This is a genomic window from Synechococcus sp. PCC 7502 (assembly GCF_000317085.1).
Classification (GTDB): domain Bacteria; phylum Cyanobacteriota; class Cyanobacteriia; order Pseudanabaenales; family Pseudanabaenaceae; genus PCC-7502.
On sequence record NC_019702.1, the window covers coordinates 2511194 to 2537554 of the forward strand.

The following is a 26361-nucleotide window of genomic DNA, read 5'->3' on the forward strand; positions in this document are numbered from 1 at the left end:
CATTAACCTTAATCTAAACCTTAATTTCTACTTGGGAACAAAGGGTTTACCGTTGGGCATGATCGCACTCGTAAAATCAGCTCCATCCAGCTTAGCACCGCTAAAGTTAGCTTTAGTTAGGTTAGCACCAATTAAAATAGCCCCTGTTAAATCTGCTCCCTTCAAAACCGCTCCCACTAAATTGGCATTACTAATATAGGCAGAGCTGAGGTTAGCACCCTCTAAAATTGTTCCCGTAAGATTAGCATTACTAAGGTATGCCTCACTTAAGTTGGCATTTTGAGCATTAGCCCGATCCAAATTCGCTTCCCGTAAATTGGCTTGATAAAAGTTTGCACCTACAAGGGTGGATGTAGCCAAATCCGCTCCAGTTAGGTTAGCCGTATTTAAGTATGCTCCAGTTAGGTTTGCTTGTCTTAAATCAACATCTGTAAGGATAGCTCCAATTAAGTTGGCACTGCTCAAATTCGCCATACTCAAGTCCGCTAGGTGCATATTTGCACTACTCAAATCGGCTTCACTCAGGTCAGTCATACTCAGGTTGGCAGAGGTAAAATTCGCCTTACTCAAATAGGAACCAGTAAGATTAGTTTTTACCAAAATTGCCTCAGTTAGATTAGCACTGCTCAAGTTAGCTCTACTAAAGTCAGATTCACTAAAGTATGTCCCCGATAGATTCGCCATAATGAAATTCGCTGCGATCGCCACCGCATTACCCAAATTTGCTCGGCTTAGGTTGGACTCACTCAAATAAGCACCACTCAAATCAGCCATAATAAAATTAGCCATGCTTAAGTTGGCATTGATTAGACTTGCTTCGGTCAGGTTCGCCTTACCTAAAATCGCCCCACTGAGATTCGCTTTACTTAAATTCGCTCTGCTTAAATTAATCGATCGCAGATTCGCCAAACTCAAATTAATTGAACTTAAAGTAGCAGCACTCAAATCAGCATAGGATAAGTCAATTTTGCTGCGAAAAACCTCTGACCGCCAGTTATTCCAGATATGAATACCCTGTTTAATAAGGTCTAGTTGTTCTTCATTTGCCATGACAGGAGTTATTTTACTTAGAACAAATCGGTGATGATATTATGCGTTATTCATAAGCTGACTAGACTGTGCTTTAATCACCATATTAATTTACAGTTTTTTTACACTTCTTTTACAGTATTTTTAATAATACTTTTACATAACATATCTAAAAATCTTACCCAGTAGTTTTTTAAAATAATCACTAAAAAAATGATCAGGTAGATTTTAGTCAATTAATCTCAGATTGCAAAGCAAAATTAAAATGGGTTTGGGGTAAAGACCCAATTGAAGGCGCAGCCATCAAGCTCCCACCTATAAGTACTTGATAAATTTCAGTGTGTAAGTCCTATTAGTTGATCTACGCGAATCGCTTGGATAAAATCAATTAGATAATTTAAGCAAATCTAGTCAGAGAATTGATTACAATGTAAAAGTTTACAAAACTATAAAGTCTAATCCTATGACCGTTGCTCATCCCCGCAGATTTAGAAATCAACTCACGGCTCAGGCAGTTCTTGATCAGGTTGTGAGAACCCGTGAAATTCATATGATTACTCTTAATCGTTACCGCTATAGCGAACAGCGCAGCTGTAAAGACCTAACTGAGTTAATTGAAAGCTTAAATGGTCAGCCCCGTGACCTAATTAAAGAGCTTTCCCACCATGTATCTGACGAAGCTCGCCATGCTTGTTGGCTGACAGATTTGTTGTACGACTTGGGGGAAGAAATAGGTACTCCGCCCGGCTCATCCTATATTAATGAGTTTGAGCGGTTGATTAAAAATAATGCGGTGCTTGATCCAGAGGATGCCGTAATTGAGGCATTGGCAGCAATTAATGTCACTGAAAAGCGAGGCTGTGAGTATTTTTCTGCCCATATTAAGGCACTCAAAAATGCTGATCAAACCGATGAAAATATTAAAATTCGTGAAACAATTGCCAAGATTATGCCTGAAGAAGTGGGGCATGTACGGTGGGGGAATCGTAAATTAGCTGAAATTGCCCATAAAAGCCCAGAGCATAAGGTTAAAGTTGATGCAGCTAAACGTAAATATATGGCGATCGAACAGGCAGCTTTTGAATCAGGAATGGATGTCATGGCGGGAGCAGAGTTACGCCGACTAGAAAATCTGATTAAGGTTGTGGATACATTACCAGTGTGGCAACGTCCTCAATACCTAATGGAGCATTTACCCGAAACATTACTAGCACCGAGCTTGCAAAAAACTAGAATTGACATGATCCAGAAAGCATGGCAACGTGATCCAATTAACTTTGTCCAAAAGTTTATTCCTATGTTTTTTAATGCTGACTTAAATTTAAAAAAATAAGTAGAGAAGCATAGATAGGCTAAAGCTAGCAAGCCTAAAATTCTCTAAATCAAGGGTTAGAGCCTATTGAAAAGTAGGCTACTGTCCTTTTCAGTTTTAGGGGTCACGAAAAAAAATATAACGGGGAACCTAACCCTGCAACCCCGCTTTGTCCCTTGTTCTCGGAAACTGCAATAACTAATGAACTGCCCCAGTGGCAGGTTTGACTTTTCTCAAAAACAACACCAGAACCGCACTAAATAGAAGTGAGTAACCAATAAATAGAAAGCAATCATTGTATGCCATTACATTTGCTTCTCGGCGTACCAGTCGATCTAACTGGGCGATCGCTTGATCATGGGCAGTTATTGCTTCAGTACCCTTGGAGATAAATAGATTAGTAAGGTCATTAATTCGCTCCTGAGTCGGAAGATTAGCAAGGGAAACCGATTCCACCAAATGATTGGAATGGAACTTTTCGCGAACCGATTGCAAGGTAGCCAAAACCGCAATCCCGATCGAACCACCCAGATTACGAGCAGCATTAAAAATAGCTGAAGCTGAGCCAATATTTTGAGGTTCAATGCCCACGGTAGCTATGCTCGCAAGGGGAATAATAGTTAAAGGCTGTCCTAACGCCCGCACTAAGAGGGGAAAAACGAATTGTTCTGCGCCAGTATCGTGGGTAAGGCTGGAATTCATCAAACAACTGGTACCAAATAGGGTTAGCCCAACACAAATGATATGCCTAATATCAAATCGCTTCATTAATTTAGGGAGAAATGGCACGATCGCCAATTGGGGAAAACCAATCCAGACCAGTGTTTGACCAATTTGCAGAGCATTGTAACCTTGAATCTGGGCGAGGTACAGTGGGAGTATATAAATTGAGCCGTATAAACCCAAACCAAGGGCGATCGCAATAATGGAAGATAACCCGAAATTCCGTCTCCCTAGTAATCGTAAATTGAGTAAAGGTTGTTTCCGCATAAACTGAGTAATTACAAATAAGGGTAGAGCGATCGCTGCCACCATTCCCGCCACTTGAATTTCCTGAGAACTGAACCAGTCCTTACGATTTCCCTCTTCCAAAAAAAATTCTAGGGAACCTAATCCGAAAGCCATCAAAGCTATCCCTAACCAGTCTCCCTGCTTTAATAACTCCAAGCGTAAGGGCTTTTGTGCCAATCCATACCAAACTCCCGCCAACAAGATTATGGCTGGAAACACATTCAGATAGAAAATATATTGCCAGCTAAAGGTATCCGTAAGCCAACCACCTAAGGTGGGTCCTAAGGAAGGTGCGAGTACTGCCGACATGCCAAATAAAGCTTGACCAACGGGCTGTTTAACTGGGGGTAGGGTGGTCAAAATTACCGTAAAACTAATGGGAATCAATACTCCTACCGTAAATCCCTGCATGGTACGATAGAGAATCATTTGGGGTAAGTTGGTGGCAAAGGCACATAACACGGAAAAAATCAGAAATAAACTTGCATTAACTAATAAGTAGCGGCGCACCGAAAACACCTGAGATAACCAGCCAGTTAGGGGGATCACGACAATTTCTGCCACTAAATAGCTCGTAGAAATCCAAGAGGCTTCATCGAGAGTGGCACTTAAGGAACCTGCAATCTCATTCAACGAAGCATTGGTAATTTGAATATCTAAAATTGCCATAAAGCCCCCGATCAACGTGGCAATTACGCCGATCCAAGTTTTGATCGAAACCGCATCAGGATTTTTGGGTGTAGAGGGATTAGCCATAGACCTACTCCGTAATCACAGATACCGATGCCGACATGCCGGGAGTAATACGCTGATCATAGTCCTTGATACTCTCTGGCTCAAAAGTGATCTTGACGGGAACACGTTGCACAATTTTTGTAAAGTTGCCCGTGGCATTATCAGGCGGTAATAGGGAAAATCTGGCACCAGAGGCGGGAGCAAAACTATCAACCTTACCCTTAAATACATGGCTCGGAAAAGCATCAATTTTAATTTCTACTTCCTGCCCCGATCTCATTTTTTCTAACTGAGTTTCCTTAAAATTCGCTACGATCCAAGGCTTTTCTTCGACAATTGCCAACAAAGGCTGACTAACACTAACTCTCTGTCCTACTTCTACGGTTTTATTGCCAATCCTGCCCCGATTCGGTGAAATAATTTGCGTATAGGAAAGTTGCAGTTGGGCATTTTTAACATCTATTTCTGCCTTGGCGATCGCTGCTAAAGCTGCCTGATATTGTTGACGACTTGTTTCTATTTGCTGGTTATTTGACTCTGCCTCCTGTTGAATGCCTTGACTAGATTGGAACTTGGCTTGGGCATTATCTAAATTTGTCCTAGCTTCGAGTACTTTGGCTTGAGCCTCTTGGATTTGTGCTTCGGCGGATTGCCTTTGGGCAACGAGGGAATTATAACTAGCTTGGGCAGCATCTAACTGTTGCTGAGCGATCGCTCCACTTTGTCTAAGTTGGGAATAACGTTGATAGTCCAGTTTTGCCTTAATTAAATTTGCCTGTACCTGTGCCAAGTTTGCCTGCCCAGCAGTTAGAAATGCTTTTGCTTCGGTCAAAGTAGCTGTGGCTGTGGCAATCTCTGCTTTTGCTGATTGAATCGTGCCTGTTGCTTCTGTATTTTTACCAAGGGCATTAGTAGCCGCAACTTGAATATTGGACTTAGCCACATCAGCCTGACGTTGAACATTTTTCAGCGTAGCTTGTGCCTGTTGCAGGGCAATTTCATAATCTTGACGATCCAATTGCACCAGAGGTATGCCTGCGGGAACTTCCTGATTATCTTCGACTAGGACTTTGACAACTGTCCCAGCAATACGCGAACTGACTGGCTGAATGTGCCCAATCACATAGGCATTATCGGTTTCTTGGTGACTAGAGGCATAGCTCCACCAGTGATAGCCTAAACCACTCAAGATCAATCCTCCTAGTCCTAAGGCTCCCCATAGAAGTAATGGACGATGGGATTTATGCACAGCCTCTTTACTAGGTTTACTAGGTGCTTCTGTTAAGGCTAAACTTGGCGACTCAGAACTAACTAATCCGTGATTATTGTGATTTATATTTGACATATATTTTTGTTAAATGCCTACCTATAAATATAGTAAACTAAGCTGACTAATTTAGTAAGGTTGCCTGACAATTTTTTAAGCCCATATTTTTAACCAAAATTTTTCAACAATGACGGAAACAATCTCTAATATTGATCTTCTTCATCTTCTCCAAGAACTCAGGCAACTGAATACAGCTAAGCTTTTGCTCAATGCCTACCGTCGCATTAATGAGTTTGGTACTTTGGAATTAAGACATTATGGACATAATGAAATTGCGATCGCCCATGCAATTGTCCTACCCCATATTGATCTTGAGGGGACTAGGTTATGTGTTTTAGCGGAACGGGCTGGTGTAACGAAACAATCAATGACCCAACTAATCCAAGAACTGCATCAGCATAATTACATTTCTCGGCAATGTGACCCCACAGATAAAAGAGCGCAAATGATTACAATTACATCAAAGGGATGGCAGTTATTACAAGACCTCGACCAAATCAAGCAAAAGATGGAAGGAGAGGTAAATAGAGTGTTGGGAACTGAAGATGCTAAGACTTTAAGAACCTATTTATTAAGCCTTATTGATAAAAATACTGGATTTGGGCGATCTCTTGATCGTGGTTGATTATAGCTTCAGTTCCCTTGGGGATAATTATGCTGCTTCATATTGCGCTTTATAATTCACTGCTCAAATCCCTTAACTTCGTAAACCTATAGGCACCAGTGATCGCTCCCCAAATTCCTGCTCCCGTATTCATATCTATGCCCTTGTCATAACTGAGAAATTCTGACTTGGAAGCAGCAAAACCCAAGCTAACCTGTCTAGTCTCGCCTTGATAAGTAAAACAACATTTAGCATTGATGGGTAATTCAGCTTTAAAGGTTTCCTGCTCATATTTAACCTTGAGGGTGCAATCGGGCAAAGGTATCAAGTCATTAATACTTAACTGCTGAAGTTGCTCTGGTCTAGTAGCGGCACCTCTCCAGGCACTTGGTTCGATCAAAGCATAATAATCAGCCTGAATATTCCCATCTGTCTCTCGTAAATTAATAATTCTTTGGCGGTAGGGCTGATCGAGATTAATGATATTAGCCTGTTCGGCAAAAAAGGCAATTCCATCTAAGAGTGATTGGGGTAACGGTATTTGCCATAGCCTTAAATTTACATACCACACAGGTTCTGCGATCGCCTGCTCACGGTTACTAAATTCCCCCGCCATATATTGTGCCAAGGTTAAAAGCTGATTTCCCATTGATTTTGTAATTACTAACTAGGCTACTTTATGAGAATTATCTACCGAATTTTAGATAGTTAGAAATTTGATTGTAAAGATTTTTTCTATTTTTGAGCAAATCACTCAATTCATATATTGCTTAAACATGATTTCAAGCATTCAGATGTAATTCTGATCCTAGTGAACGAAATTAGATAATCTTGAGGTGAATTACATGATCAATATCGTAACTGGTAGTAGTTTTTTAAGTACTTTAATTCCTAAATTTAAGAGTAATCTGACGGATTTAAAAACTAGCTCCTTTACTATCATTCTCAGTGGAGCTTTAGTTTTAGTATTACAATTCACGTCTCTAAATTCTGAAGCGATCGCTGCTCCTTTTTCTAAACAAATTGACGGCGTCAAAGTAGATATGGCAATTGATAAAGCTGCTGGAACTATTAAGGAAATTAGTCGTGATGTTCGAGATGGTAGAACAGATAAGGTAATTGATAAAGTTGCAGATACAACCAAAGGAATTTCTAAAGAAATAGGAGATCGTACTAAAAAATTAGCCAAGAATGTTCAAGATGGCACCAAAGAAAATATTAGCAAAGTCGAGAATACAATTAAAAATACCAAAAATGATATTGGAGATGGGGTAAATAAAGCTAAAGAAATAGCTAGCGATCGTACGGATGAAGTTGCAGATAATACTAAAGATTTATCCGAAAAATCTGGTAACAAAATTGAAGAAATAGCTGATTCTGTCAAAGGTTTTCTAGGGCAGTAAGAACGGGAGCAAGGTGTTTATATCTTTGGTTTATATCTTTGTAAATAGAGGAATTGTATGTCATTTATTTGGTTTATTTTGATTGGATTAGTTGCAGGTGCTCTCGCTGGTCGTGTAGTACAAGGTAGCGGGTTCGGAATATTTGGCGATATCGTTGTCGGTATTATTGGTGCCTTACTTGGCGGCTGGTTATTCAGTCTTTTCGGCATCGCTACTGGTAGTGGCTTGATTGGCAGTTTGATTGTTGCCACTATTGGTGCAATTATCCTACTGTATGGAGTTCGTTTAGTTAAAGGAACTTCGTAATTCCTCTTTTGGCATTAACGCTCCAAAATCTTTCTAGCACGACTTGTGCAGTATTAACGGAAAAACCCAAGTTTGGAAGGAGGTTGGGGCAAAGTCACTACTCTGTAAATTTGAGTGCGTAAGTTCTAACCTAAAAACCTGTTGATAAGGCGAAACTCTAAATCCTATGCTGTTTAACTATTGGGAAATACCTGTTCCTACAGTTCCATAGCATTGAGATCTTCTCCCTTCTGTAGAGGGATTAATCACTTCAATTATTAATTTCAATTCAAATTATTTGTAGTAAAGGAAAATACCCATGAATACTCAAAATACACATCCTGTCGATCAAACCGATGCTAACCTCGATCCCCTCTCTGGGGAAACAGGTGCACATCCTTTAGGAACAGGTGTTGGAGCCGCAGGTGCTGGTGCAGCAGCCACAGTAATTGGTGGCGTAGTTGGAGGACCTGTTGGAGCCGTAATTGGTGCAGTAGTTGGTTCTGTAGTTGGAGGTTTAGCTGGTAAGGGTACAGCCGAACAAATAAATCCCACCTTTGAGGAGAATCGTTGGGATGAAGTCTATAATTCTCGCTCGTATGTTGAAGCGGGAACAACTTACGATGACTATGAACCTGCCTATCGCATCGGTTATGACGGATATGAGCGTTACGGTAGAAGTGGGCAAAGTTACAACGAAGTTGAGTCCAGTTTACAACGTGATTATGAAGCAAATCATAACGGAAACCTGTCTTGGGAAAAAGCTAAACATGGAGTAAGAGATGCTTGGGATAAAGCTGCTACATCTTTAAGGAGATAGTAGTCAATTAACTGAATCAATTTACTCCCTACGCAGTGAAAGATTAGCGTATTGGTAGAAGGGAGTATGTAGTGAGCTAAATAGTCCTTTGATACTCTCGCTGTTTAGAGCAATCAGAGGGCTAAGGTTTTCTCAATTCAATCCGACTAAACTCCCATGAAGTATAAGGTTGCCTCTAACTCATCAAAAAACTGGAAAATTTTTCTAACTTTTATAGATGGTAATGGATTTAAGCCCAACTCTAAATAGATCTCTGACACGCTAAATCAGAGATTCATATCAGTTACTAACTGATTCTAATCAAGCTAAATATTTATTCATAACTTATTCATAACTAAGGAGCAAAAGACTATGGTTGGTCAACACAAACGTGCTGTAGGTACATTTCCCACTTTTCAACAAACTGAAGCAGCACTACTACAATTAAAGAATAGTGGGTTTCCAATGGATCATGTTTCTGTTATTGGCAATGATGTTAACCAGAATTCCAATTTAGCGGGAGCCAAACAGGGTAATAATCTTAAAGATGTGGATAACAGAGCGGATGAAGGTGCTACTAAAGGGGCACTCTCTGGAGCTACGGCTGGTGGGTTGGCTGGATTACTGGTGGGTTTAGGACTTATCGCTATTCCTGGTGTAGGTCCAGTGATAATGGCAGGTGCTGCCGCTACGGCACTTGCTACTACTTTAACTGGTGGAGCTATTGGTACAGTTGCAGGAGGTCTTTTAGGAGGATTAGTTGGTTTAGGTATTCCTAAAGATCGTGCCAAAATATTTAGCGATCGCGTGGATCAAGGTGATTATTTGGTCATGATTGATGAAGGTACAGATGAAGGAATTACGCAAGTTGAGTCGATCTTTAGACAACACGGCATCCATGAATGGAGTATTTATAATTCCACTGGTAAAACAGATTCTTCAATAGGTAACTAATTTGCTGTCAGGTTATACCAAATCCAGAAAACGAAACTACAGTTGATCCATAGTAAGACTATACAATCTATTTCACGACTGAGGGATACGCTTGCGACTGAATCTAAGGCTGAGTTTAATTTAGAGCTTTTTATCCTAAAGTGGGATAAATTAGCAATTCTTGGCGATCGCATTGCAAATTAATTAAGAACCTTGGAACTCAATCCTGATGAAGTTTATTTATAGTCCTCTGCCAGAATTTAGCGATCGCCCTACGGTTAATGAGTTGGTTGAAAAGTTATTAGAGCCTGAATTCAGTGAAGTAACTGAGGAACTTTTAGTTTTACCCTTAGCCGTAGGAGAGAACTTTCCCGATTGGAAATATGCCCAAGATATTTGCTTACGTTTAGCTGAACACAATAACAATCAAATACGTGCCAATGCTTGTTTAGGGCTTGCCTATATTGCCCGTACAAAAGGAAAGTTAGAAAAACATCTAGTCAAACCGATTTTGCTAAGGGAACTGCGTAGTCAAACTGAGTGGCGGTGGCGAGTTGAAGATGCAATCCAAGATATAAATATTTATTTGCAATGGCATTTAGCCTTTAAACATCTTGAGACATCTTGAGAAATTAGATTAGAGAATTAATTGGCATAATCTTTATAAAGATCAGAGAATTGATGGTATTCAATCTGATATTTAATCTACAGGGCTAAGCAAGATGATTCCCACCCAAAGGCTGTATTTATTACTAATTGCAGGCATAGCGATCGCCGCAGGGGTGGCAGGTATTTTTGATCCAGAGGTTAGGTTAATAGAATCCCTTAAAATTGTCTTGGGCTTTGACTTTACGGTTTTAGCGATCGCATTTTTAGATGCCCGCCATGTTAAATCCCATCGTGTAGAAGTCAGTAGGCAGCATCTCTCCCGACTATCGATCAATAGAGATAATCCTGTGCAAATTTTGGTAACAGCCGCAGCGAAGCCCCAAAGAAATGCCATTGTTACTATTTGTGATGACTACCCTCAAAGCTTTAAGGTTTCCGATCGCCTCCTTACCGCATCTATTAGCCCTAACACCACCCAAACGATTACTTATACAGTTCGCCCCTTCAGTCGCGGAGAATTTAGCTGGGGAGATATGCAAATTCGCCAATTGGGAGCATGGGGATTAGCTTGGCATCAGTGGAAGGTAATTTCTCCCCAAAAAGTGTCTGTTTATCCCGACTTACTGGCATTGCGATCGCTCACAATTAAACTAACTTTGCAATCCACGGGTGCAATGCGGAATAAAAAGCGATTTGGACTAGGTACAGAATTTTCGGAATTACGAGAATATGCCATAGGTGATGATCCGAGATTAATTGACTGGAAAGCCACTGCGCGCCGTCAACGTCCTTTGATTCGAGTCCTTGAACCTGAGCAAGAGCAAACTCTGATCATTCTTTTAGATCGGGGACGCTTAATGACCCAAAAAGTGCAGAACTTAAATCGGTTTGACTATGGCTTAAATGCAACTTTGTGCTTAGCTTTAGCGGGTTTACATCGAGGTGATCGCGTGGGAATTGGCGTATTTGATCGACAAATGCACACTTGGATTCCCCCCGAACGAGGACAAAATCAACTATCTAAACTGATCGAAAGGCTTACTCCCATTCAGCCAGAAATTATTGAATCAGATTATGTCAATGCTGTTACTACCGTGGTTAATCAACAGAGTCGTCGAGCATTAGTGGTGGTGATTACGGATATTATTGATGGCACAGCCTCTAGTGAGCTTTTATCTGCCTTAGGAAAACTGCGATCACGATATTTACCCTTTTGTATTGCCCTGCGTGATCCTCAGGTTGATGTCATTGCTAATGCTCCTAGTTCTGATCTCCAATCCGCCTATACGCGCTCGGTTGCCCTGGATTTAATTGGTCAACGTCAGGTTGCCTTTGCATCACTACAACAAAAAGGAGTTTTGGTTTTAGATGCCCCTGCCAATCAAATTAGCGATCTTTTGGTTGATCGGTACCTCACCTTAAAGGCTCGCAATCAAATATAAATTAGTTACTCCCTTCCCACTATAAAAAACAGACTTAATTAAATGGGGTGAAGGGGTGAAACCCTCTTGTGGGGAGCAGCTCCCACACCCCTGACAGTATAATCCTTCACTGGACAAGGAGTAGTAATTAACCTAAATCAGGAAATGTGGCACTAACCGCAGGATGAATAATTTTGCCATTTTTAACATTCAAACCCCCAGCTAAAACTGGATCGAGTGCTAATGCTTGTAATCCGTGATCGGCGATCGCTAAAACGTAAGGCAGAGTTACATTAGCCAAAGCTTGAGTCGATGTCCACGGCACTGCTCCCGGAATATTAGGAACACCATAATGAAGCACCCCTTCAGACTCATAGACAGGATTAGTATGCGAAGTAGTGTGCATAGTTTCAATACAGCCGCCCTGATCCACCGCCACATCCACAATGACGGAGTGCGATCGCATTTCTGCAACTAAGGATTTAGATACCAAAGTGGGAGCCTTTCTCCCCGCAATTAAAACTGCTCCAATTACTAAGTCTGCATCTCTAACGGTTTCGGTAATATTACTAGAATTGCTAATTAATAATTCCGCCCGTGAGCCAAAAATTAGCTCTAATTCACTTAAGCGATTAACATTAATATCTAAAATTTGCACCCTTGCGCCCATCCCCACCGCAATTCGGGCTGCCTCTGTGCCGACAATGCCACCACCTAAAATTACAACTCGTCCCGATCTCACTCCCGGAATCCCACCGAGAAGAACTCCCCGTCCGCCCTGTTGCCGAGTCAAAAAATGCGCGCCAAATTGCACAGCTAACCTGCCCGCAATAATGCTCATGGGCGTAAGCAAAGGTAGTTGACCATTGTCGGTCTGCACAGTTTCGTAGGCAATACAAGTAGCCCCAGATTTGATTAAAGCTGCGGTTAAAAGGCGATCGGCAGCCAGATGTAAGTAGGTAAATAAAATTAAATTAGGATGAAGAAGATCATACTCAACCGCTAAAGGCTCCTTAACTTTGACTACCATGTCTTGGGCATAAATTTCAGCAGCAGTACTTACTAATTCTGCTCCCGCCGCTACATAGTCAGCATCACTAAAGCCTGAGCCAATGCCTGCCCCAATTTGGATTTTAACTTGATGCGATCGCCCCACTAAACTAGATACCGCCGCAGGAGTTAAACCCACTCTATACTCTTGATCTTTAATTTCCTTGGGAACACCAATTCTCATTTTTACTACTTATTAAAATTATTAGGACTTATTGGAGATTATTCTTAGCTCTGAGAACGGAACAAAGCCATAGGGATTCTAGCAAGATCACAAATCTATTTTAAACAGTAGGAAATTCTTACTCATTAGTTTTTAACATTTAGAGCTAACTAATTAACTAAAACCCATACACAGTCAATATTTGACAATCTAAAATAGGCAGAGTAAAGTTGATCATCCCATGGAAACCTTAGATTTTATGGTTAAGTTACCCCTGACTGCTTCTTTAATTGCAATTGGAACTGCAATTGGTGTGGCGATCGCTACAAGTCCTGTGTTTGCTATTTCTATTGCTGCCATAGATTTTACAGGTGATCCTAACTCTTCACCAAGTCTTGATTATCTTGATGGATTTCAGTTTACAGTAGGCACAAGTAATATCATCGTAGATCAACTGGGATACTATGATGCTCGACAGGATGGTCTGCTAGTTGCCCATGATGTTGGTATTTTTTTAGAATCTAATCAACAATTAGTTGTTAGCACTACCGTCCCCAGTGGTACGGAGACAAATCTAAGCGGGTTTTTTCGATATGTAGGAATTAAGCCTACGATCTTATTTGCAAATACAACTTACAGAGTTGCTGGTGTAAGCATTGCTAATCAAGACCCTTTTACCTACGATCCAACTGGGTTTTCCGTGAATCCTGCAATTATCTATAAATCTGCTGCCTATACTCCGAATACCACAGTATTAGCGTTTCCTTCCAGTCTTGATGGCGGATTTATTGGCTATTTTGGCGCAAATTTCACTATTTCTGCCACTACTCCCGTTCCCTTTGAGTTTAATCCTGTCCTTGGATTGGGAATTTTGGGTGGCTTGTTTATTGCTAAAAAGATCAGTGGTAAGTTATTGAAAAAAGGGAAAAATTAGTGTAATTGAAACTTGAGCAATTATTTCTCTTTGCGATAACCTAAATCCTGCAATTGACTGGGCTGCGATCGCCACTTAGGTTGAACTTTAACAAACATCTCTAAATGAACAGAACCAAGGATCAGCTTTTGCATTTGCAGTCGGGCTTGGCTGCCAATTTCTTTGATCATTGCTCCTTTTTTGCCGATTAAAATGCCCTTTTGGGAATCTCTCTCCACATGAATAGTTGCCATCACTGTTGTAATTTTGACTTGCTCATCAACCTTATCAATGGTTACAGCTACGGAATGGGGAATTTCTTCTCGGGTTAATAATAAAATCTGTTCCCTAATTAGCTCTGCCATAATAAAACGTTCAGGCTGATCCGTAACTAGCTCTGGTGGATAATAGTAAGGACCAAGGGGTAAGCGATCGCTCAATGCGGTTTTTAGCTGTTCCAAGCCAATATCATTGAGGGCGGAAAAACTTAATGGTTCCCATGGCTGCCCTTGAGCAAAATCTCTATAGGTTTGTAAAATTGCCTCGGAGGGTGCGCCATCAATTTTATTTAAACCCACTATGGCTGGTACCTTTGCCTTAGCAATAATCTCCGCCACAAACCGATCTCCCGATCCCAATGCCACCGTACTATCTACTACCCATACCACTAAATCCACCGCCGAAATTGCCCCGATCGCATTATGGACAATGGTTTCTCCCAAAAGGTGATGGGGTTTATGAATACCCGGAGTATCCACTAAAATGATCTGCGCTTGATCTAGGGTTAAAATTCCCTGTAACCGATTGCGGGTAGTTTGGGGTGTGGGTGAAGTAATGGCAATCTTCTGTCCGACTAGGGCATTAAGTAAGGTGGATTTTCCCACATTTGGTCTGCCAACTAAAGCCACAAAACCCGATTTAAAACCCTCAGGTGCATTTGGGATAAGCATTATTTTTTACTATTGATTTATTCTAAAAGCTTTTTTATAAGTTACTCTACAAGTGCCTGTAACCATTCGGGGGGAGGGCTGATCGGATTTCCCAAGCGATCGCATAGTAACCAAGCAGCAACATGAACCAAGATCATATAGGCAAAATTAGCAATGACAATGCCAGCGATCGCCATCGTTTGAATTAACCATAGTTCGGGCTGTTCTAAAGAACCTACCAGCTGAAAACCCCACCGAATTAATTCCGTAACTTGGATCGTACTGTAAGCCCAGAGATTTTCACCCAATAGTGCCGATAGTAACCAAAATTGAAATCCGACGCCTGCTGCACCTGCTAGGGTACCAAAGGTTAAAGTTACCACCCAAGGCGATCGCCGTTTCCACAAAAAACCTAACATCACTGCCATTAATCCGTGGGGAATTAAAAACTGAATGCTGCGGGTTGGACCCATCAAAATAGTTAGCAGTAATACCGTCACTGTCATCGTCATCCATGCACACCGTTGTCCCCAGCGTAAATAACCAAGGGCAATGGGAATCGGATAGAGCATTCTTAAAAATGGACCTAGGGGGAAATAGTAATTGATTAAAAAAATAATACCCGTAGTGCTGGCAAGGAAGGCGGTCTCTACCATTGCTAAAGTAGAATTACGAGATTTAGACATTACTCTATGACTTCCCTGAACTCATCATATTTTCTGTATCCCAAAATCTGCCATTGCGTCCGTACAACCACCATAAACCAATGACTCCTAGTGCGATCGCCGACAAACTAATTATTTGAGCAATCCGCAAAGAACCGAACATCAAACTATCCGTCCGCAAGCCTTCAATCCACACCCGCCCTAAACTATAGCTTATTAGGTAAACCATCACCATCGTACCTCGCTTTGCTTGGGGAAATTTGTTAAATACGGTGATTAAGATGCCAAATACCATCAGGTTCCACAGAGATTCATATAAAAAAGTAGGATGAAAATAAGGCTCAGCATAAAATTGGGATGGACGTTTATCGGGAGGAATAAATAATTTCCAAGGTAAATCCGTAGGCACCCCAAAAGCTTCGGAATTAAAAAAGTTACCCCACCGCCCGATCGCCTGTCCCAAAATTAAGGACGGCATACATAAATCCGCCAACTGCCATACTGATAATTTATTGAGCTTGGCAAAAATAGTCGCCGCAATTACGCCACCGATAATAGCTCCATGAATGGCAATCCCGCCTTCCCAGATCGCAAACATTCGGGGCACAGAGGCACCGCCAATAATTGGCACCCAAGGTTGATCCTGAAACCGATCCCAAGTAAAAGCCACATAGTAAGCCCTAGCCATGGGAATTGCTCCCACTACCAACCAAATTACCAAGTCGCCGATTAAATCGGGATTCACACCTCGACGGCTTGCTAGTCTTTGTGCTAGAACCGTACCAATAATTACAGCGATCGCTATTAATAAACCATACCATCGCACTGAAAAACTTCCTAATTGGACAGCAACAGCACCGGGAGAGGTAAAAACTAGCATAGGCTTGAACTTAAAGTTGAGCTTAAAGAAGGTTATTCTATCATTGCTAGTTCCGAGCTTGATCATCAGAGCTTGCACCTGCAAACTTTGACCTTTGACTATGAATACTTGAGCTTTAGAGTTGAGGAAGAGCTATTAGAAATAATCGCCAAGGCTGTAAGAGAAAATGCCACATTTCTGGATTTGTCAGGGGAAAAAATCAAAACTATTACACCAGCGATCGCCCAAACTCAACACACATGGCGGATCGAAATGTTAAGGCGGGGTATAGATCATGAAAGTTTCCAAATTATTAGTGGTTTAAATCGGGCAGAAATCTTAGCCTATGACCTCAAAGTTAAGGAATATCTAGCTCTTCAACAAGCAATCGCCTTGGATAAATCAACAAAATTTTAATTCTTGGCAGTCAATTTTTTTAAGTCAATAGCAGCTACTATAACTTTTGTAGCCAATTTTTTATTCTATTTTCTAGAAATCGCACTTCATCACAAAATTGGCAAATACTCTTATAGTCAGCTTGTTCAGCTAATATTTTTCGTCCTTGACTTTGTTGATTAACAACCCCTTTTTGAGTGGCAAAGGGAATAAAATACAACTCTTTTGGATCTCTTTCGTTTCGCACATCCTGCCATTTCCATTCTTTAGGTAAACTATGTCCAGCGAGTACCCATACTTCTAGTTCTTGCCATGCATTTTCTGCTAAAAATAGGCGATCGCTTGCCAATATTTCCTTTGCCTTTGTCTCAATTTCATCAAGTCGTGATTTTCTATTCTGGTTGTCATCACGATCTACACAGAGTAAAAATAAATCTGTCATACCTTTACGCATATCGATAATTTCCTCAAGACACTCCCATTTCAAAGCTTCCCCAATTCCTCCTAAAAGCGGATCTTTTAGTACGATAACTGGTAGTGATCAAGAGGGCATGATAGATAAAAAAAGGGGTAAAACAAAATAGAAGTAACTATGGAAGTAAAATGTCCTTACTGTGAAAGTGACCAGATAGTTAAGAATGGCATAACCCGTCACAAAAAACAAAACTACAAATGTAAAAAGTGTAATCGTCAATTTGTGATTAATCCCAAAAACCAGCCAATAGCTGAATCCACAATTAAATTAGTCGATAATCTGCTGCTAGAACGTATATCCATGCGAGGGATTAAGCGTGTTGCCAAGGTGTCATTACAGTGGTTACAGAGTTATGTAAATGGTAAGTCTGTCAGTGTAGAGCCGCAAGTTAAGGTAATCCCTAAAAAAAAGCACGCCTGACCATTGAGTGCGATGAACTATGGTCATTTGTAGGGGATAAAAAATGTAAGGTATGGATTTGGTTAGCAATTGACCGAAATACTAGAGAAATTGTTGGAGTGTTTGTTGGTAGTCGAGACCAAGAAACAGCCTTGGGGTTATGGCAATCTTTACCAACCGTTTATCGACAATGGGCTGTTTGTTATACTGACTTCTGGCAAGCTTATAGCTGTATTTTGCCTAAAAAACGCCATAAGGCTGTGGGCAAAGAGTCTGGACAGACTAATCATATTGAAAGGTTCAATTGTACTTTAAGGCAAAGAATTTCTCGCCTTGTTAGAAAAACTCTTTCTTTTTCTAAGAAATTAGAAAATCATATCGGTGCTATTTGGATATTTATCCATCACTACAATTCTGAAATTCACTCTAAGTTCTGCATCATGCCCTCTTGATCACTACCCGATAACTTTTGTATTCGACTTACCTAAAGCTTTAAATATCTTCTGGATAATAGGCTTAAGTACATATTGATCTTTACGAAAATCCTCAGGAATAATCAACACATTCATTGACTCTCTTCCTCATCCGCCAGAAAATAAGTAGTATCTTCTAGCCAACCCGATTCTAGTAAACGACCAAGGGTTTTATCTTTGGTAATGCGCTCTGCATCTGGAAGATTAAGAATGGGAGTAATGCGGGATTCGGTATGTTTAGGTAGTCGGTAAATGAGCGAGGCAGAGTCCCAGTTATCAGGGCTGAGATAATGTAAAAGTAAGGGCGAATGGGTAGTGAGCAAAACCTGCTTGGGGCTATCCGTTTTTTGGCTTCGAGCGACTTCCTGTTCTAATAATTGCATTAATAAAGATAGTCGGGTGGGATGGATACCATTTTCTGGTTCCTCAAAAAAGTAGAAGTTGGAAGAGTTCTCACTCAAAAGTGCAGCAAGTATTCCCAAAAATCGTAATGTGCCATCAGAAGCACTAAACGCAGAGGTTTTATGTCCATTCTCTTCAACAAGATGTAATAAGATTTTGCCTGTAAAGTCTGAAGGAAAATCAAAATCTTTAGCATCCATTGGGGTGAGTTCTTGTAGCCAGCTTAGTAAAATTGCTTTGCGTTCTGGATCTCTGCAAATATCTTGCATAACTGATGAGAGATTTTCTCCGCGATCTCCCAACATCGTCTGTCCAGAAATGGAAGGTTGTCTCATCGCATCGGGACTAAATTCAAAGAAACGCACATCACTCAAAGCATTGAGAGCTATTTGAGAAAGGTATCGAGCGAGTGGTTCATGCACAAAAGGATTAGTTTTAGTATTTTGCCACAAAGCGGGAACACGTCTTAGTACCGCTAACGGATATTCATGTCGGTGAAACTTAATATATATAGAGCCTGTTTCATATCTATTATGAGCAAGATTTATGATGCTTAGAAAATGCTAAATCCATACTCAAGTAGCCTAACAGATAAAGAATGGGAAATTATAGAACCATTGCTCCCAAAGAAAAAGCAAACTAGACCGCCAACTTGGACAAAAAGACAAATTTTAGACGGCATACTCTACCAACTCAAAAACGGTTGTAATTGGCGAGATATGCCCCGAGACTTACCACCATTCTCTACAGTGTATCGATACTACAAGGAGTGGAAAGATACAGGTACATTTACTGCGATTATGGAAGCTTTGCATGCAACAGCCCGTGAACAGTCAAAAAAAATCAAAATGGACAACTTTAATCATCATTGACTCACAAGCAGTGAAAAATACTTGTAATGCAAGTATAGAATCCAAGGGCTTCTGCTCCTACAAAGCAACTAACGGGATCAAAAGACATTTAGCCGTTGACACTCTGGGATTTCCTTTCTTTACCTATTTAACAAGAGCAAGTGTATCAGATGACCAAGGACTGATTGAGATGTTAACGTTTAACATTGATTACTTCAAATCGAAGCCAGATGACATTACCCTAACTACGATATTGCTGGATAGTGGTTATCATATCGAAAAATTGACGACTGATTTACAGAAGGTTTATCCTGAGATTATGACTAAGATTAGGTTTGAAATTTCTCCTAAGATATCAAAGCAACAGAAGGCAGAAAAAGGTCTGTCTGGGTTTGTAGTTGTGCCGACAAGGTGGGTAATTGAAAGGTCAAATGCTTGGGTTGAAAGATGCAAAATCTTAGTTAAGAACTTTGAGAGAACTCTCGTTAATGCTACAGCTAAACTCAATCTTTGCTTTATTCGCTTGATGCTAAAAAGAATTGCTACTCATGAGATATGAAACAGGCTCTATAAGCTTGCCAGAAGTCAGTATAACAAACAGCCCATTGTCGATAAACGGTTGGTAAAGATTGCCATAACCCCAAGGCTGTTTCTTGGTCTCGACTACCAACAAACACTCCAACAATTTCTCTAGTATTTCGGTCAATTGCTAACCAAATCCATACCTTACATTTTTTATCCCCTACAAATGACCATGTTCATCGCACTCAATGGTTAGGCGTGCTTTTTTTTAGGGATTACCTTAACTTGCGGCTCTACACTGACAGACTTACCATTTACATAACTCTGTAACCACTGTAATGACACCTTGGCAACACGCTTAATCCCTCGCATGGATATACGTTCTAGCAGCAGATTATCGACTAATTTAATTGTGGATTCAGCTATTGGCTGGTTTTTGGGATTAATCACAAATTGACGATTACACTTTTTACATTTGTAGTTTTGTTTTTTGTGACGGGTTATGCCATTCTTAACTATCTGGTCACTTTCACAGTAAGGACATTTTACTTCCATAGTTACTTCTATTTTGTTTTACCCCTTTTTTTATCTATCATGCCCTCTTGATCACTACCGTAAAATCTTAGTTAAGAACTATGAGAGGACTCTTTTTAATGCTAAAACGAAATTGAACCTCTGTTTCCTAAGGCTAATGCTCATAAGGCTTGCACAAAATTAGATCTCAAATAGGCTCTATATCATCTAATACTTTTAAAGTTTCAAGAATTTCTGGATGTTTCTCTCTAAGTACTTTGCCGAACTGTTTGATATTTAGCATATGATCTGGAAGCTTAAGTTCTAGAATTTACTCACACCGCAGAGCGGTGGGGTATTTACCCTCTTTGTTCAATAAAACTAAATCCACAATAGATTTTAACCAATCGTATCTATTGATATCTTGCACCGATGATTTCAAAGTAATGCTTTCAACACTAAGCATATGAGGTATTACTCTTAGATCTACAAACTGCTGTTCTAACGCATTAAATCTAAGATAGGTTAATTGAGCATAAGCCATGTGTGGATCAGCTTCTGAAAATTCATCCCAGTTTTTGTACGGATGGTCATGAAGAAAATACACATTGATTGAATCATAAAGAACACCTATAAATATTGATTCTTCTAAATTCCAACAATAGTACTTGCTATTCATGATATTTCCTGAAAGTGACCGAGATAGATAATTAGTATTATGCTGAAGCTTTGAGTATATCTACCTTAACTGGGGTGATTATACCTGAGCTGTTTGCTTAATACAACTAACAGGAATTTTAAGTAGAGACATTCCACATAAAGACTTAAAGCAGTATTTTATCAATTCGTGATCGCAACCTCACCACTAAAACAACGCCATTGTATTTATAAATTTAAGACTTTTTAATTTTTGTTCGCTTTATAGCTTTGTCTTTCCAGATTAAAAATACTACGGTATTATCATGTAAATACAATAGATTTTTATCTAAAGTTAAAATGCCAACCTCAGTATTTGGCAAGTTAAGTAAAGGAGTAAATTTATGGCACATACGGAAAAATTTCAAAAGTTAGCTGATGAGGCAAAAGCGAAGATTCAAGAAATCTCCATTGAAGAGTTCACATCTCTGGATAAAAAAGAAGAAACACCACCAATTTTAATTGATGTGAGAGAAGAAAGTGAATGGCAAAAAGCCCATATTGAAGGGGCAATTCACCTTAGTCGAGGCGTAATTGAACTCAAAATTGAAGAAGCTGTTCCTGATTTGGATGCTCCCATTGTTTGCTATTGCGGCGGCGGCAATCGCTCGGCTCTAGTGGCAGAAAGCTTGCAAAAATTAGGCTATACCAATGTTCAGTCCTTAATTGGGGGATTTAAGGCTTGGGAAAAGGCTGAACTACCGATCGCTACTCCAGAAAAAAATGCTAACTAAAATTAAATCTATTAACTCTCAATCAAGCCTTTCCCTGGCTCAATCTTTAGCACAAGAATTTGCAACTACAGCGATCGCCAGAGATAAAAGCGGTGGCACTCCTAAATATGAGCGTGATCTCATCCGTGCAAGTGGGTTACTAAAAATTGCGATTCCTAAAATTTATGGTGGATGGGAATTACCTTGGCATGAGGTATTTAAAATTAGCCGAGAATTTGCCAAAGTTGATAGTGCGATCGCCCATGTCTATTCCTATCATCACCTCGGTGTAACTATCCCCCATATTTTCGGTTCGGAGGAGCAGAAGGCAAAATTCTACACAGAAACAATCAATAATAATTGGTTTTGGTGTAATGCGCTCAATCCTCTGGATCGCCGAGCAACGCTCACTAGAGATGGTAAAATCTGGCGGTTAAATGGCATTAAAAGCTTTTGTTCGGGTTCCAAAGATTCTGATATTTTGCCAATTACGGCTGTTAATGTCGAAACCTCAGAACTAACAGTATTAGCAATTCCAACTAACCGTGAAGGCGTAACTATTCATGACGATTGGGATAATATTGGACAGCGTCAAACCGATAGCGGTAGCATTAGCTTTGCCCAAGTGGAAGTATTCCCCCAAGAAATATTTGGTAATCGTAGTCAAAGCGATCGCCCTTTTAAAACGATAAGAGCCTGCTTGACACAATTAAATCTTGCCAATATTTATCTAGGCATTGCGATCGGAGCCTTTGAGTCGGCAAGGGAATATACCCAAACCCAAACTCAACCTTCGCTGAATTCGGGTGTAGATAGTGCGACGCAAGACCCCTATATTCTGGAAAAGTATGGAGATATGTGGGTGAATCTGCAAGCTACAGAGGCACTTGTCGATCGCGCAGGATTAGCATTACAAGCATCATGGGAGCAAGAATGGGAACTCACTGCTCAACAAAGAGGTGAAACGGCGATCGCAATCGTTACAGCTAAAGTTGCAGCTCACAAAGTTGGGTTAGACGTTACCAGTCGTATTTTTGAAGTGATGGGGGCGCATTCTAGTTCAAGTAAGTATGGATTTGATCGCTATTGGCGTAATTTACGCACTTTTACACTCCATGATCCTGTGGAATATAAGATTAAAGCGATCGGCGATTTTGCCCTTAATGCTCAACTCCCTAAGCCCGATTTCTATATCTAAATTATTTGTACAGCCTGATTAGGTCTCAGTAGCCTCATAAAGACTTTCAGCACAGACCACAACAGACCACAACATCTCAATTAGATTAAAATTCGTTCTTTAGGTGGTTCAGACAATCTTCATAATTGAGCTTTGGCTTGTCAAAATTGATATCGTGCTTATCATAATTCATAGATTAACTAAATTAGCTCCTATTCAATCTCCCAGAGGCTAGGACAAAATTACTTTTTTTTGAGAATCACCAGAGTAATGTCATCGTAAATGCGGTGCTTACCAATATGCGATCGCACATCAGCGATGATAAGATTTTGGATTTCGTTAGCGGATAAATGACGATGTTGCTGTAAAAGGTGACAGAGCCGTTCTAAGCCATAGAGTTCACGATTGGAGTTTTCTGCTTCAGTAATGCCATCGGTATAAACTGCAAGTAGATCGCCCGCCTCCATATACATAGAACTTTCGCTTAAAAAGGGACGAATATCCTCTTCCATACCAATGGGGAAACCTAGATCGATAGTATCAAAGAGTTCAATCTTGCCGTTTTGACGTACCAGCAACAGCATTTCATGTTGCCCACTTACCGTAACCTTACCGTGATCATAGTCAATGAGAGATAGGGTCATAGACTTACTAGTAGCCATGCGCTGAATATTGCCGTATAAGGTTTGATTGAGAGCATGTAAAAAGACAGCAGGATCGTTGATATTAGCATTGAGTAAGGCTCGCACTGTCGTTTGTACCATGAGCATAATCGTGCCACTTTCTAAACCATGTCCCGTAACATCACCTATGCCGATCTTGACCCTTCCTCCTTGGTGTAGTACGTCATAATAGTCGCCACCAACCTTTTCTGCAGGTTCCATAAAACCGACAATTTCTAGTTCTGGATTTTGGCATAGCTCATCGGTTTTCGGTAAAATCATTTGCTGGAGTTGCCTAGAAATATTTAATTCCGTACTAAATCGTAGATTCTCGGCTTTAATTTGCTCGTATAGAGCTTGAATTTCTTCACTTTCTTTTTGATACTGTGCCACAACTGCTTCTAAGGCATTGAGTAATTTCGTTCCTGCGGCTGTAACGATTGTCCGTAAATAGGGATTATTGGCTTGTAACTCACTGGCGGGACAAGAGATCAGCGATCGCACCGCACTAATAAAATCACAAACTTGGCGATCGACAAACAGTGGTTCCCCAAAGTATATCTTCTGTAAAGATTGAGAAGGATTTCCCTGTAAACCCATGCTGGCATCTCCGTAAATAAGTCCCCGATGTGCTTTTCCCATAAGGTCAGCTAGGTTACTTAATTGTTCACGCACAGCCTGCTGCTCCGTAATGTATTCTGGGCTAGCCAACCGTAGGGCAAACATGGCAATCCGTTGGGATAGCATGCGTTGGCGACCACTAATATTCACACTGACAGCATTCATGTTTACATCCATATTTCTCTCAAACTGACTTAATAGTACTCATTTTTGCTGTGATCACCTAATTTAGTATGGGTTTGACATGGAGTCTAATAACCGTGATTTGACAGCCCGTCTTTTGACTTTTAGATCAACGTAGTTTCACAATAGATGTAATTTTGATTATCTGGAGAAAATGCTGAAGTGAAAAAAGTTATATCTGTAGTGCTGCTATGTATGTTTCTGCTGGGATTTAGCCAGCCCGCCTTTGCCGTGGATTTAGAATCTGGAGCAAAAATCTTTAAAGCTAACTGTGCTGCTTGTCATGCTTTAGGACGCAACAATGTGGTGGCAGCTAAAACCTTAAAAAAAGATGCCCTAGAACAATATGGAATGTATTCTGTTGATGCCATTATCACCCAAGTAACCAAGGGTAAAAATGCCATGCCAGCGTTTGGTAAGAAACTGAAAGCTGATGAAATTGAAAACGTTGCTAATTATGTTTTAGCTCAGGCTGACGCTGGTTGGAAGAAAAAGTAGGTAGATAAAAAGCTAGTGATCCAAAAAGTTAGGGTTGTATTCAGAGTTCTAGTTGCAGTATTTGTGATCGGGACTCTTTTATTTTTTTCTGCTGCTTTCGCCTATTCAGCCAATTCTTCTAGTAGTTCCCAATCCAGTGATTTTGACAGGGGAATTCAGCAAATTCTAACTAATGATTTTTCTGCTGCGATCGCCAGTTTTAGTAAGTCCATTGATAGCAAGACTAGTGTAACTTCTGCATATGCTAATCGGTGTTTAGCATACCTGCACCTGCAAAAGTATAAACTGGCAATATCAGACTGCACGATCGCCATTAATACCCAAAGTAATCCCGAATCCTCCTTAAATCGAGGCTTGGCATATTACAATTTGGGAAAATACCGAGAGGCAATCGGTGATTTCGATCAAGTTTTAACGATTAACCCGGATTTTCGCGCCTACTATAATCGAGGACTGGCAAGGTTTGCCTTAAATCAATTACCACAGGCGATCGCTGACTATGATTTAGCTATAAACGTAATCAACCATAATGATCCGCAATTATCGGAAATATATAATGAGCGGGGCTTAACTTACTTTTTCCTCAAAGATATGGGTGCCGCCTTACAAAACTATACCCAGGCAATCTTAGCCAATCATCAAAGCGATCGGGCATACTTTAATCGGGGCTGTGCCTACCAAAAACAAAGAAACTATGTTGCTGCTGCCCAAGATTTTAGTCAAGCTCTTAGGATCAATGCCCATAATCCTGAAGCTTTAATCAGTCGGGCGATCGCCTTTCAGAATCTAGGAAAAAAATCTGAGGCAATTGCCGATCTTAATGCTGCTGCCCAAGAGTTTTTAGCAAAAGGACTAATGGATGACTATGCCTACGCCCTTGATCTAGCAAAACAGTTAAGTGATCGCACTACTACAGCCTAAAAATAGCTTAAAAAGTATCAGATTGTGATTGTAGATACTCTAAAAAATCGAATACCTCTGATGCACTTAACTGATCACGGGAACTCTTTTTATACTTGCGTTGGAGATAATCTTTTCCCTGTTGTTTTGTCCAGCCAATTCTTTCCATTTCTACCATAATTTGTGACAACTGACTGGATAGATCAATGGGTTCTGATTTATGTTGCTCTGGTTTTGCGGACTTTACAGCCGTAGGGCTTTCATATTTATCCGCATAACTATCAAGGGCTTGTTGTTGAAACTGCTGGGATTTATTTGCCTTACCAGATACTTCAGGTTCATATTTTTCTGTGTATTTAGGCTGAATATAACTAGAAGGCTGCTCCTTAGATTCGTTAGCAGATTGATTAGATGCAAAGGATGATTCAAAAGTTGTACTGGTGGCAACAGATTCTAAAAGATGTGCTGCTGACTTTGTTGGTGCTTTAAGGGCGGGTTGGTTGATTTGCGGCATCAACGTGGCTTGGATACCATAACTACTCTCAAAGGTAATGCCAAGGGTAGTTAAAGCTCGTTTTATCGCTCGATCCTCTGCAGTTTCCAGATCGGAGTCTACCGCCGTAGCTGTACTCAAAACCAGATCGTGATCTTTAATAATCGCTCGAAAGGTATGCAGCCCATCAACTTTAGCCAGCATTTCGGTTACGATACTACCTTGGGGATATTGGGAACGGAACTGAGAAAATACCATTTCCATGATTTATCAACAATTCAATACGGTTCTATAGTAAATCTGTTACTGAATCTATAGCGAACCACCTAGACCTAATAGT

At 40.4% G+C, this 26361-nt stretch carries 30 protein-coding genes and 1 pseudogene; 17 read left to right on the forward strand and 14 right to left on the reverse strand.

Annotation, left to right across the window (positions count from 1 at the left end; translation table 11 throughout):
* Window positions 1-27: 27 nt before the first annotated feature.
* Entirely contained in the window at window positions 28-1050 is a 1023-nt protein-coding gene (locus SYN7502_RS12470) for a pentapeptide repeat-containing protein (protein ID WP_015169162.1), read from the reverse strand.
* A 442-nt stretch (window positions 1051-1492) separates the two neighbouring features.
* Here SYN7502_RS12470 and SYN7502_RS12475 point away from each other — a divergent pair, with 442 nt between their 5' ends.
* Complete coding sequence (locus SYN7502_RS12475) at window positions 1493-2362, forward strand: ferritin-like domain-containing protein (protein ID WP_015169163.1); 870 nt, start codon at window positions 1493-1495, stop codon at window positions 2360-2362.
* A 177-nt stretch (window positions 2363-2539) separates the two neighbouring features.
* Here the strand turns inward: SYN7502_RS12475 and SYN7502_RS12480 are convergent, their stop codons facing one another.
* The gene (locus SYN7502_RS12480) at window positions 2540-4108 is read right to left on the reverse strand and encodes an MDR family MFS transporter (protein WP_015169164.1); all 1569 of its coding nucleotides are present in this window, start codon (window positions 4106-4108) and stop codon (window positions 2540-2542) included.
* Window positions 4109-4112: 4 nt separating this feature from the next.
* Window positions 4113-5432, reverse strand: a complete 1320-nt coding sequence (locus tag SYN7502_RS12485; RefSeq protein ID WP_015169165.1) for an HlyD family secretion protein — start codon at window positions 5430-5432, stop codon at window positions 4113-4115.
* 109 nt (window positions 5433-5541) lie between these two features.
* Here SYN7502_RS12485 and SYN7502_RS12490 point away from each other — a divergent pair, with 109 nt between their 5' ends.
* Window positions 5542-6039 carry a MarR family winged helix-turn-helix transcriptional regulator gene (locus SYN7502_RS12490; RefSeq protein ID WP_015169166.1) on the forward strand — a complete coding sequence of 166 codons (498 nt, stop codon included), beginning with the start codon at window positions 5542-5544 and terminating at the stop codon, window positions 6037-6039.
* A 49-nt stretch (window positions 6040-6088) separates the two neighbouring features.
* On the opposite strand, the gene SYN7502_RS12495 is transcribed toward SYN7502_RS12490, so the two are convergent.
* Window positions 6089-6667: a chromophore lyase CpcT/CpeT gene (locus tag SYN7502_RS12495; RefSeq protein WP_015169167.1), complete on the reverse strand. Its 579-nt coding sequence runs from the start codon at window positions 6665-6667 to the stop codon at window positions 6089-6091.
* Window positions 6668-6863: 196 nt separating this feature from the next.
* Here SYN7502_RS12495 and SYN7502_RS12500 point away from each other — a divergent pair, with 196 nt between their 5' ends.
* The 6 genes from SYN7502_RS12500 (at window position 6864) to SYN7502_RS12525 (ending at window position 11489) form a co-directional block, all read left to right on the forward strand.
* Window positions 6864-7421 (forward strand): YtxH domain-containing protein, encoded by a 558-nt coding sequence (locus SYN7502_RS12500; RefSeq protein ID WP_015169168.1) that lies wholly within the window; start codon window positions 6864-6866, stop codon window positions 7419-7421.
* A 57-nt stretch (window positions 7422-7478) separates the two neighbouring features.
* The gene (locus tag SYN7502_RS12505) at window positions 7479-7727 is read left to right on the forward strand and encodes a GlsB/YeaQ/YmgE family stress response membrane protein (RefSeq protein ID WP_015169169.1); all 249 of its coding nucleotides are present in this window, start codon (window positions 7479-7481) and stop codon (window positions 7725-7727) included.
* A 298-nt stretch (window positions 7728-8025) separates the two neighbouring features.
* Window positions 8026-8526 (forward strand): hypothetical protein, encoded by a 501-nt coding sequence (locus SYN7502_RS12510; RefSeq protein WP_015169170.1) that lies wholly within the window; start codon window positions 8026-8028, stop codon window positions 8524-8526.
* 351 nt (window positions 8527-8877) lie between these two features.
* Window positions 8878-9459, forward strand: a complete 582-nt coding sequence (locus SYN7502_RS12515; protein ID WP_015169171.1) for a general stress protein — start codon at window positions 8878-8880, stop codon at window positions 9457-9459.
* 208 nt (window positions 9460-9667) lie between these two features.
* A complete protein-coding gene (locus SYN7502_RS12520; protein WP_015169172.1) occupies window positions 9668-10066 on the forward strand; it encodes a hypothetical protein in 399 nt (132 codons plus the stop codon).
* Between the two features lie 94 nt (window positions 10067-10160).
* A complete protein-coding gene (locus SYN7502_RS12525; protein WP_015169173.1) occupies window positions 10161-11489 on the forward strand; it encodes a DUF58 domain-containing protein in 1329 nt (442 codons plus the stop codon).
* A 127-nt stretch (window positions 11490-11616) separates the two neighbouring features.
* On the opposite strand, the gene ald is transcribed toward SYN7502_RS12525, so the two are convergent.
* Window positions 11617-12702, reverse strand: coding sequence for an alanine dehydrogenase (gene ald / locus SYN7502_RS12530; RefSeq protein WP_015169174.1), 1086 nt, complete (start codon window positions 12700-12702; stop codon window positions 11617-11619).
* Between the two features lie 220 nt (window positions 12703-12922).
* Between ald and SYN7502_RS12535 the strand changes: the two genes are divergently transcribed.
* Complete coding sequence (locus SYN7502_RS12535; protein WP_015169175.1) at window positions 12923-13615, forward strand: PFE-CTERM domain-containing protein; 693 nt, start codon at window positions 12923-12925, stop codon at window positions 13613-13615.
* A gap of 20 nt (window positions 13616-13635) precedes the next feature.
* Here SYN7502_RS12535 and era read toward each other — a convergent pair whose 3' ends face one another.
* The 3 genes from era to lgt are packed head-to-tail and all read right to left on the reverse strand — an operon-like array spanning window position 13636 to window position 16068.
* Entirely contained in the window at window positions 13636-14544 is a 909-nt protein-coding gene (era, locus tag SYN7502_RS12540; RefSeq protein ID WP_015169176.1) for a GTPase Era, read from the reverse strand.
* 41 nt (window positions 14545-14585) lie between these two features.
* Window positions 14586-15209: a DUF2232 domain-containing protein gene (locus SYN7502_RS12545; protein WP_015169177.1), complete on the reverse strand. Its 624-nt coding sequence runs from the start codon at window positions 15207-15209 to the stop codon at window positions 14586-14588.
* 4 nt (window positions 15210-15213) lie between these two features.
* Window positions 15214-16068, reverse strand: coding sequence for a prolipoprotein diacylglyceryl transferase (gene lgt / locus SYN7502_RS12550; protein WP_015169178.1), 855 nt, complete (start codon window positions 16066-16068; stop codon window positions 15214-15216).
* 72 nt (window positions 16069-16140) lie between these two features.
* Between lgt and SYN7502_RS20640 the strand changes: the two genes are divergently transcribed.
* Window positions 16141-16464 (forward strand): hypothetical protein, encoded by a 324-nt coding sequence (locus SYN7502_RS20640; protein WP_041429455.1) that lies wholly within the window; start codon window positions 16141-16143, stop codon window positions 16462-16464.
* Window positions 16465-16501: 37 nt separating this feature from the next.
* Here the strand turns inward: SYN7502_RS20640 and SYN7502_RS12560 are convergent, their stop codons facing one another.
* Window positions 16502-16930, reverse strand: coding sequence for a hypothetical protein (locus SYN7502_RS12560; RefSeq protein ID WP_144050216.1), 429 nt, complete (start codon window positions 16928-16930; stop codon window positions 16502-16504).
* A gap of 105 nt (window positions 16931-17035) precedes the next feature.
* On the opposite strand from SYN7502_RS12560, the gene SYN7502_RS19420 reads away from it, so the two are divergent.
* Window positions 17036-17769 (forward strand): IS1 family transposase gene (locus SYN7502_RS19420; protein ID WP_246828916.1). Its coding sequence is split into 2 segments (ribosomal slippage): window positions 17036-17330 and window positions 17330-17769, totalling 735 coding nucleotides; the frame shifts between segments, so codons are not numbered across the junction.
* A 113-nt stretch (window positions 17770-17882) separates the two neighbouring features.
* On the opposite strand, the gene SYN7502_RS12575 is transcribed toward SYN7502_RS19420, so the two are convergent.
* Complete coding sequence (locus tag SYN7502_RS12575) at window positions 17883-18614, reverse strand: AAA family ATPase (protein ID WP_210391283.1); 732 nt, start codon at window positions 18612-18614, stop codon at window positions 17883-17885.
* A 138-nt stretch (window positions 18615-18752) separates the two neighbouring features.
* Here SYN7502_RS12575 and SYN7502_RS12580 point away from each other — a divergent pair, with 138 nt between their 5' ends.
* Both SYN7502_RS12580 and SYN7502_RS12585 read left to right on the forward strand, forming a co-directional pair.
* The gene (locus SYN7502_RS12580; RefSeq protein WP_015168729.1) at window positions 18753-19064 is read left to right on the forward strand and encodes a transposase; all 312 of its coding nucleotides are present in this window, start codon (window positions 18753-18755) and stop codon (window positions 19062-19064) included.
* Window positions 19018-19602 (forward strand): transposase, encoded by a 585-nt coding sequence (locus tag SYN7502_RS12585; RefSeq protein WP_371257768.1) that lies wholly within the window; start codon window positions 19018-19020, stop codon window positions 19600-19602. The genes SYN7502_RS12580 and SYN7502_RS12585 overlap by 47 nt, the downstream gene beginning before the upstream one ends.
* Here the strand turns inward: SYN7502_RS12585 and SYN7502_RS21010 are convergent.
* Together SYN7502_RS21010 and SYN7502_RS12595 are read right to left on the reverse strand one after the other, a co-directional pair.
* Window positions 19595-20120, reverse strand: a pseudogene (locus SYN7502_RS21010) (IS1 family transposase); the annotation flags it as partial. The gene SYN7502_RS12585 and the pseudogene SYN7502_RS21010 overlap by 8 nt on opposite strands.
* 289 nt (window positions 20121-20409) lie before the next feature.
* On the reverse strand, window positions 20410-20757 hold the full coding sequence (locus SYN7502_RS12595) for a hypothetical protein (RefSeq protein WP_051023629.1): 348 nt from the start codon (window positions 20755-20757) through the stop codon (window positions 20410-20412).
* 361 nt (window positions 20758-21118) lie between these two features.
* Here SYN7502_RS12595 and SYN7502_RS12600 point away from each other — a divergent pair, with 361 nt between their 5' ends.
* Together SYN7502_RS12600 and SYN7502_RS12605 are read left to right on the forward strand one after the other, a co-directional pair.
* On the forward strand, window positions 21119-21508 hold the full coding sequence (locus SYN7502_RS12600; protein ID WP_015169180.1) for a rhodanese-like domain-containing protein: 390 nt from the start codon (window positions 21119-21121) through the stop codon (window positions 21506-21508).
* A complete protein-coding gene (locus SYN7502_RS12605; protein WP_015169181.1) occupies window positions 21498-22685 on the forward strand; it encodes an acyl-CoA dehydrogenase family protein in 1188 nt (395 codons plus the stop codon). The genes SYN7502_RS12600 and SYN7502_RS12605 overlap by 11 nt, the downstream gene beginning before the upstream one ends.
* 221 nt (window positions 22686-22906) lie before the next feature.
* Here SYN7502_RS12605 and SYN7502_RS12610 read toward each other — a convergent pair whose 3' ends face one another.
* On the reverse strand, window positions 22907-24124 hold the full coding sequence (locus SYN7502_RS12610; RefSeq protein WP_015169182.1) for a PP2C family protein-serine/threonine phosphatase: 1218 nt from the start codon (window positions 24122-24124) through the stop codon (window positions 22907-22909).
* Window positions 24125-24292: 168 nt separating this feature from the next.
* Between SYN7502_RS12610 and petJ the strand changes: the two genes are divergently transcribed.
* Both petJ and SYN7502_RS12620 read left to right on the forward strand, forming a co-directional pair.
* Window positions 24293-24628, forward strand: a complete 336-nt coding sequence (gene petJ / locus SYN7502_RS12615) for a cytochrome c6 PetJ (protein WP_041429460.1) — start codon at window positions 24293-24295, stop codon at window positions 24626-24628.
* 15 nt (window positions 24629-24643) lie between these two features.
* A complete protein-coding gene (locus SYN7502_RS12620; RefSeq protein WP_015169184.1) occupies window positions 24644-25549 on the forward strand; it encodes a tetratricopeptide repeat protein in 906 nt (301 codons plus the stop codon).
* A gap of 7 nt (window positions 25550-25556) precedes the next feature.
* Here the strand turns inward: SYN7502_RS12620 and SYN7502_RS12625 are convergent, their stop codons facing one another.
* Window positions 25557-26285: a hypothetical protein gene (locus tag SYN7502_RS12625; protein WP_015169185.1), complete on the reverse strand. Its 729-nt coding sequence runs from the start codon at window positions 26283-26285 to the stop codon at window positions 25557-25559.
* Window positions 26286-26361 lie beyond the last annotated feature (76 nt).

What these genes read in the sequence shown, in the direction of transcription:
- SYN7502_RS12470 (WP_015169162.1), bottom strand. Translation starts at nt 1,050, where the DNA reads ATGGCAAATGAAGAACAACTAGACCTTATTAAACAGGGTATTCATATC.
- SYN7502_RS12475 (WP_015169163.1), top strand. Translation starts at nt 1,493, where the DNA reads ATGACCGTTGCTCATCCCCGCAGATTTAGAAATCAACTCACGGCTCAG.
- SYN7502_RS12480 (WP_015169164.1), bottom strand. Translation starts at nt 4,108, where the DNA reads ATGGCTAATCCCTCTACACCCAAAAATCCTGATGCGGTTTCGATCAAA.
- SYN7502_RS12485 (WP_015169165.1), bottom strand. Translation starts at nt 5,432, where the DNA reads ATGTCAAATATAAATCACAATAATCACGGATTAGTTAGTTCTGAGTCG.
- SYN7502_RS12490 (WP_015169166.1), top strand. Translation starts at nt 5,542, where the DNA reads ATGACGGAAACAATCTCTAATATTGATCTTCTTCATCTTCTCCAAGAA.
- SYN7502_RS12495 (WP_015169167.1), bottom strand. Translation starts at nt 6,667, where the DNA reads ATGGGAAATCAGCTTTTAACCTTGGCACAATATATGGCGGGGGAATTT.
- SYN7502_RS12500 (WP_015169168.1), top strand. Translation starts at nt 6,864, where the DNA reads ATGATCAATATCGTAACTGGTAGTAGTTTTTTAAGTACTTTAATTCCT.
- SYN7502_RS12505 (WP_015169169.1), top strand. Translation starts at nt 7,479, where the DNA reads ATGTCATTTATTTGGTTTATTTTGATTGGATTAGTTGCAGGTGCTCTC.
- SYN7502_RS12510 (WP_015169170.1), top strand. Translation starts at nt 8,026, where the DNA reads ATGAATACTCAAAATACACATCCTGTCGATCAAACCGATGCTAACCTC.
- SYN7502_RS12515 (WP_015169171.1), top strand. Translation starts at nt 8,878, where the DNA reads ATGGTTGGTCAACACAAACGTGCTGTAGGTACATTTCCCACTTTTCAA.
- SYN7502_RS12520 (WP_015169172.1), top strand. Translation starts at nt 9,668, where the DNA reads ATGAAGTTTATTTATAGTCCTCTGCCAGAATTTAGCGATCGCCCTACG.
- SYN7502_RS12525 (WP_015169173.1), top strand. Translation starts at nt 10,161, where the DNA reads ATGATTCCCACCCAAAGGCTGTATTTATTACTAATTGCAGGCATAGCG.
- ald (WP_015169174.1), bottom strand. Translation starts at nt 12,702, where the DNA reads ATGAGAATTGGTGTTCCCAAGGAAATTAAAGATCAAGAGTATAGAGTG.
- SYN7502_RS12535 (WP_015169175.1), top strand. Translation starts at nt 12,923, where the DNA reads ATGGAAACCTTAGATTTTATGGTTAAGTTACCCCTGACTGCTTCTTTA.
- era (WP_015169176.1), bottom strand. Translation starts at nt 14,544, where the DNA reads ATGCTTATCCCAAATGCACCTGAGGGTTTTAAATCGGGTTTTGTGGCT.
- SYN7502_RS12545 (WP_015169177.1), bottom strand. Translation starts at nt 15,209, where the DNA reads ATGTCTAAATCTCGTAATTCTACTTTAGCAATGGTAGAGACCGCCTTC.
- lgt (WP_015169178.1), bottom strand. Translation starts at nt 16,068, where the DNA reads ATGCTAGTTTTTACCTCTCCCGGTGCTGTTGCTGTCCAATTAGGAAGT.
- SYN7502_RS12580 (WP_015168729.1), top strand. Translation starts at nt 18,753, where the DNA reads ATGCTAAATCCATACTCAAGTAGCCTAACAGATAAAGAATGGGAAATT.
- SYN7502_RS12595 (WP_051023629.1), bottom strand. Translation starts at nt 20,757, where the DNA reads ATGAATAGCAAGTACTATTGTTGGAATTTAGAAGAATCAATATTTATA.
- SYN7502_RS12600 (WP_015169180.1), top strand. Translation starts at nt 21,119, where the DNA reads ATGGCACATACGGAAAAATTTCAAAAGTTAGCTGATGAGGCAAAAGCG.
- SYN7502_RS12605 (WP_015169181.1), top strand. Translation starts at nt 21,498, where the DNA reads ATGCTAACTAAAATTAAATCTATTAACTCTCAATCAAGCCTTTCCCTG.
- SYN7502_RS12610 (WP_015169182.1), bottom strand. Translation starts at nt 24,124, where the DNA reads ATGGATGTAAACATGAATGCTGTCAGTGTGAATATTAGTGGTCGCCAA.
- SYN7502_RS12625 (WP_015169185.1), bottom strand. Translation starts at nt 26,285, where the DNA reads ATGGAAATGGTATTTTCTCAGTTCCGTTCCCAATATCCCCAAGGTAGT.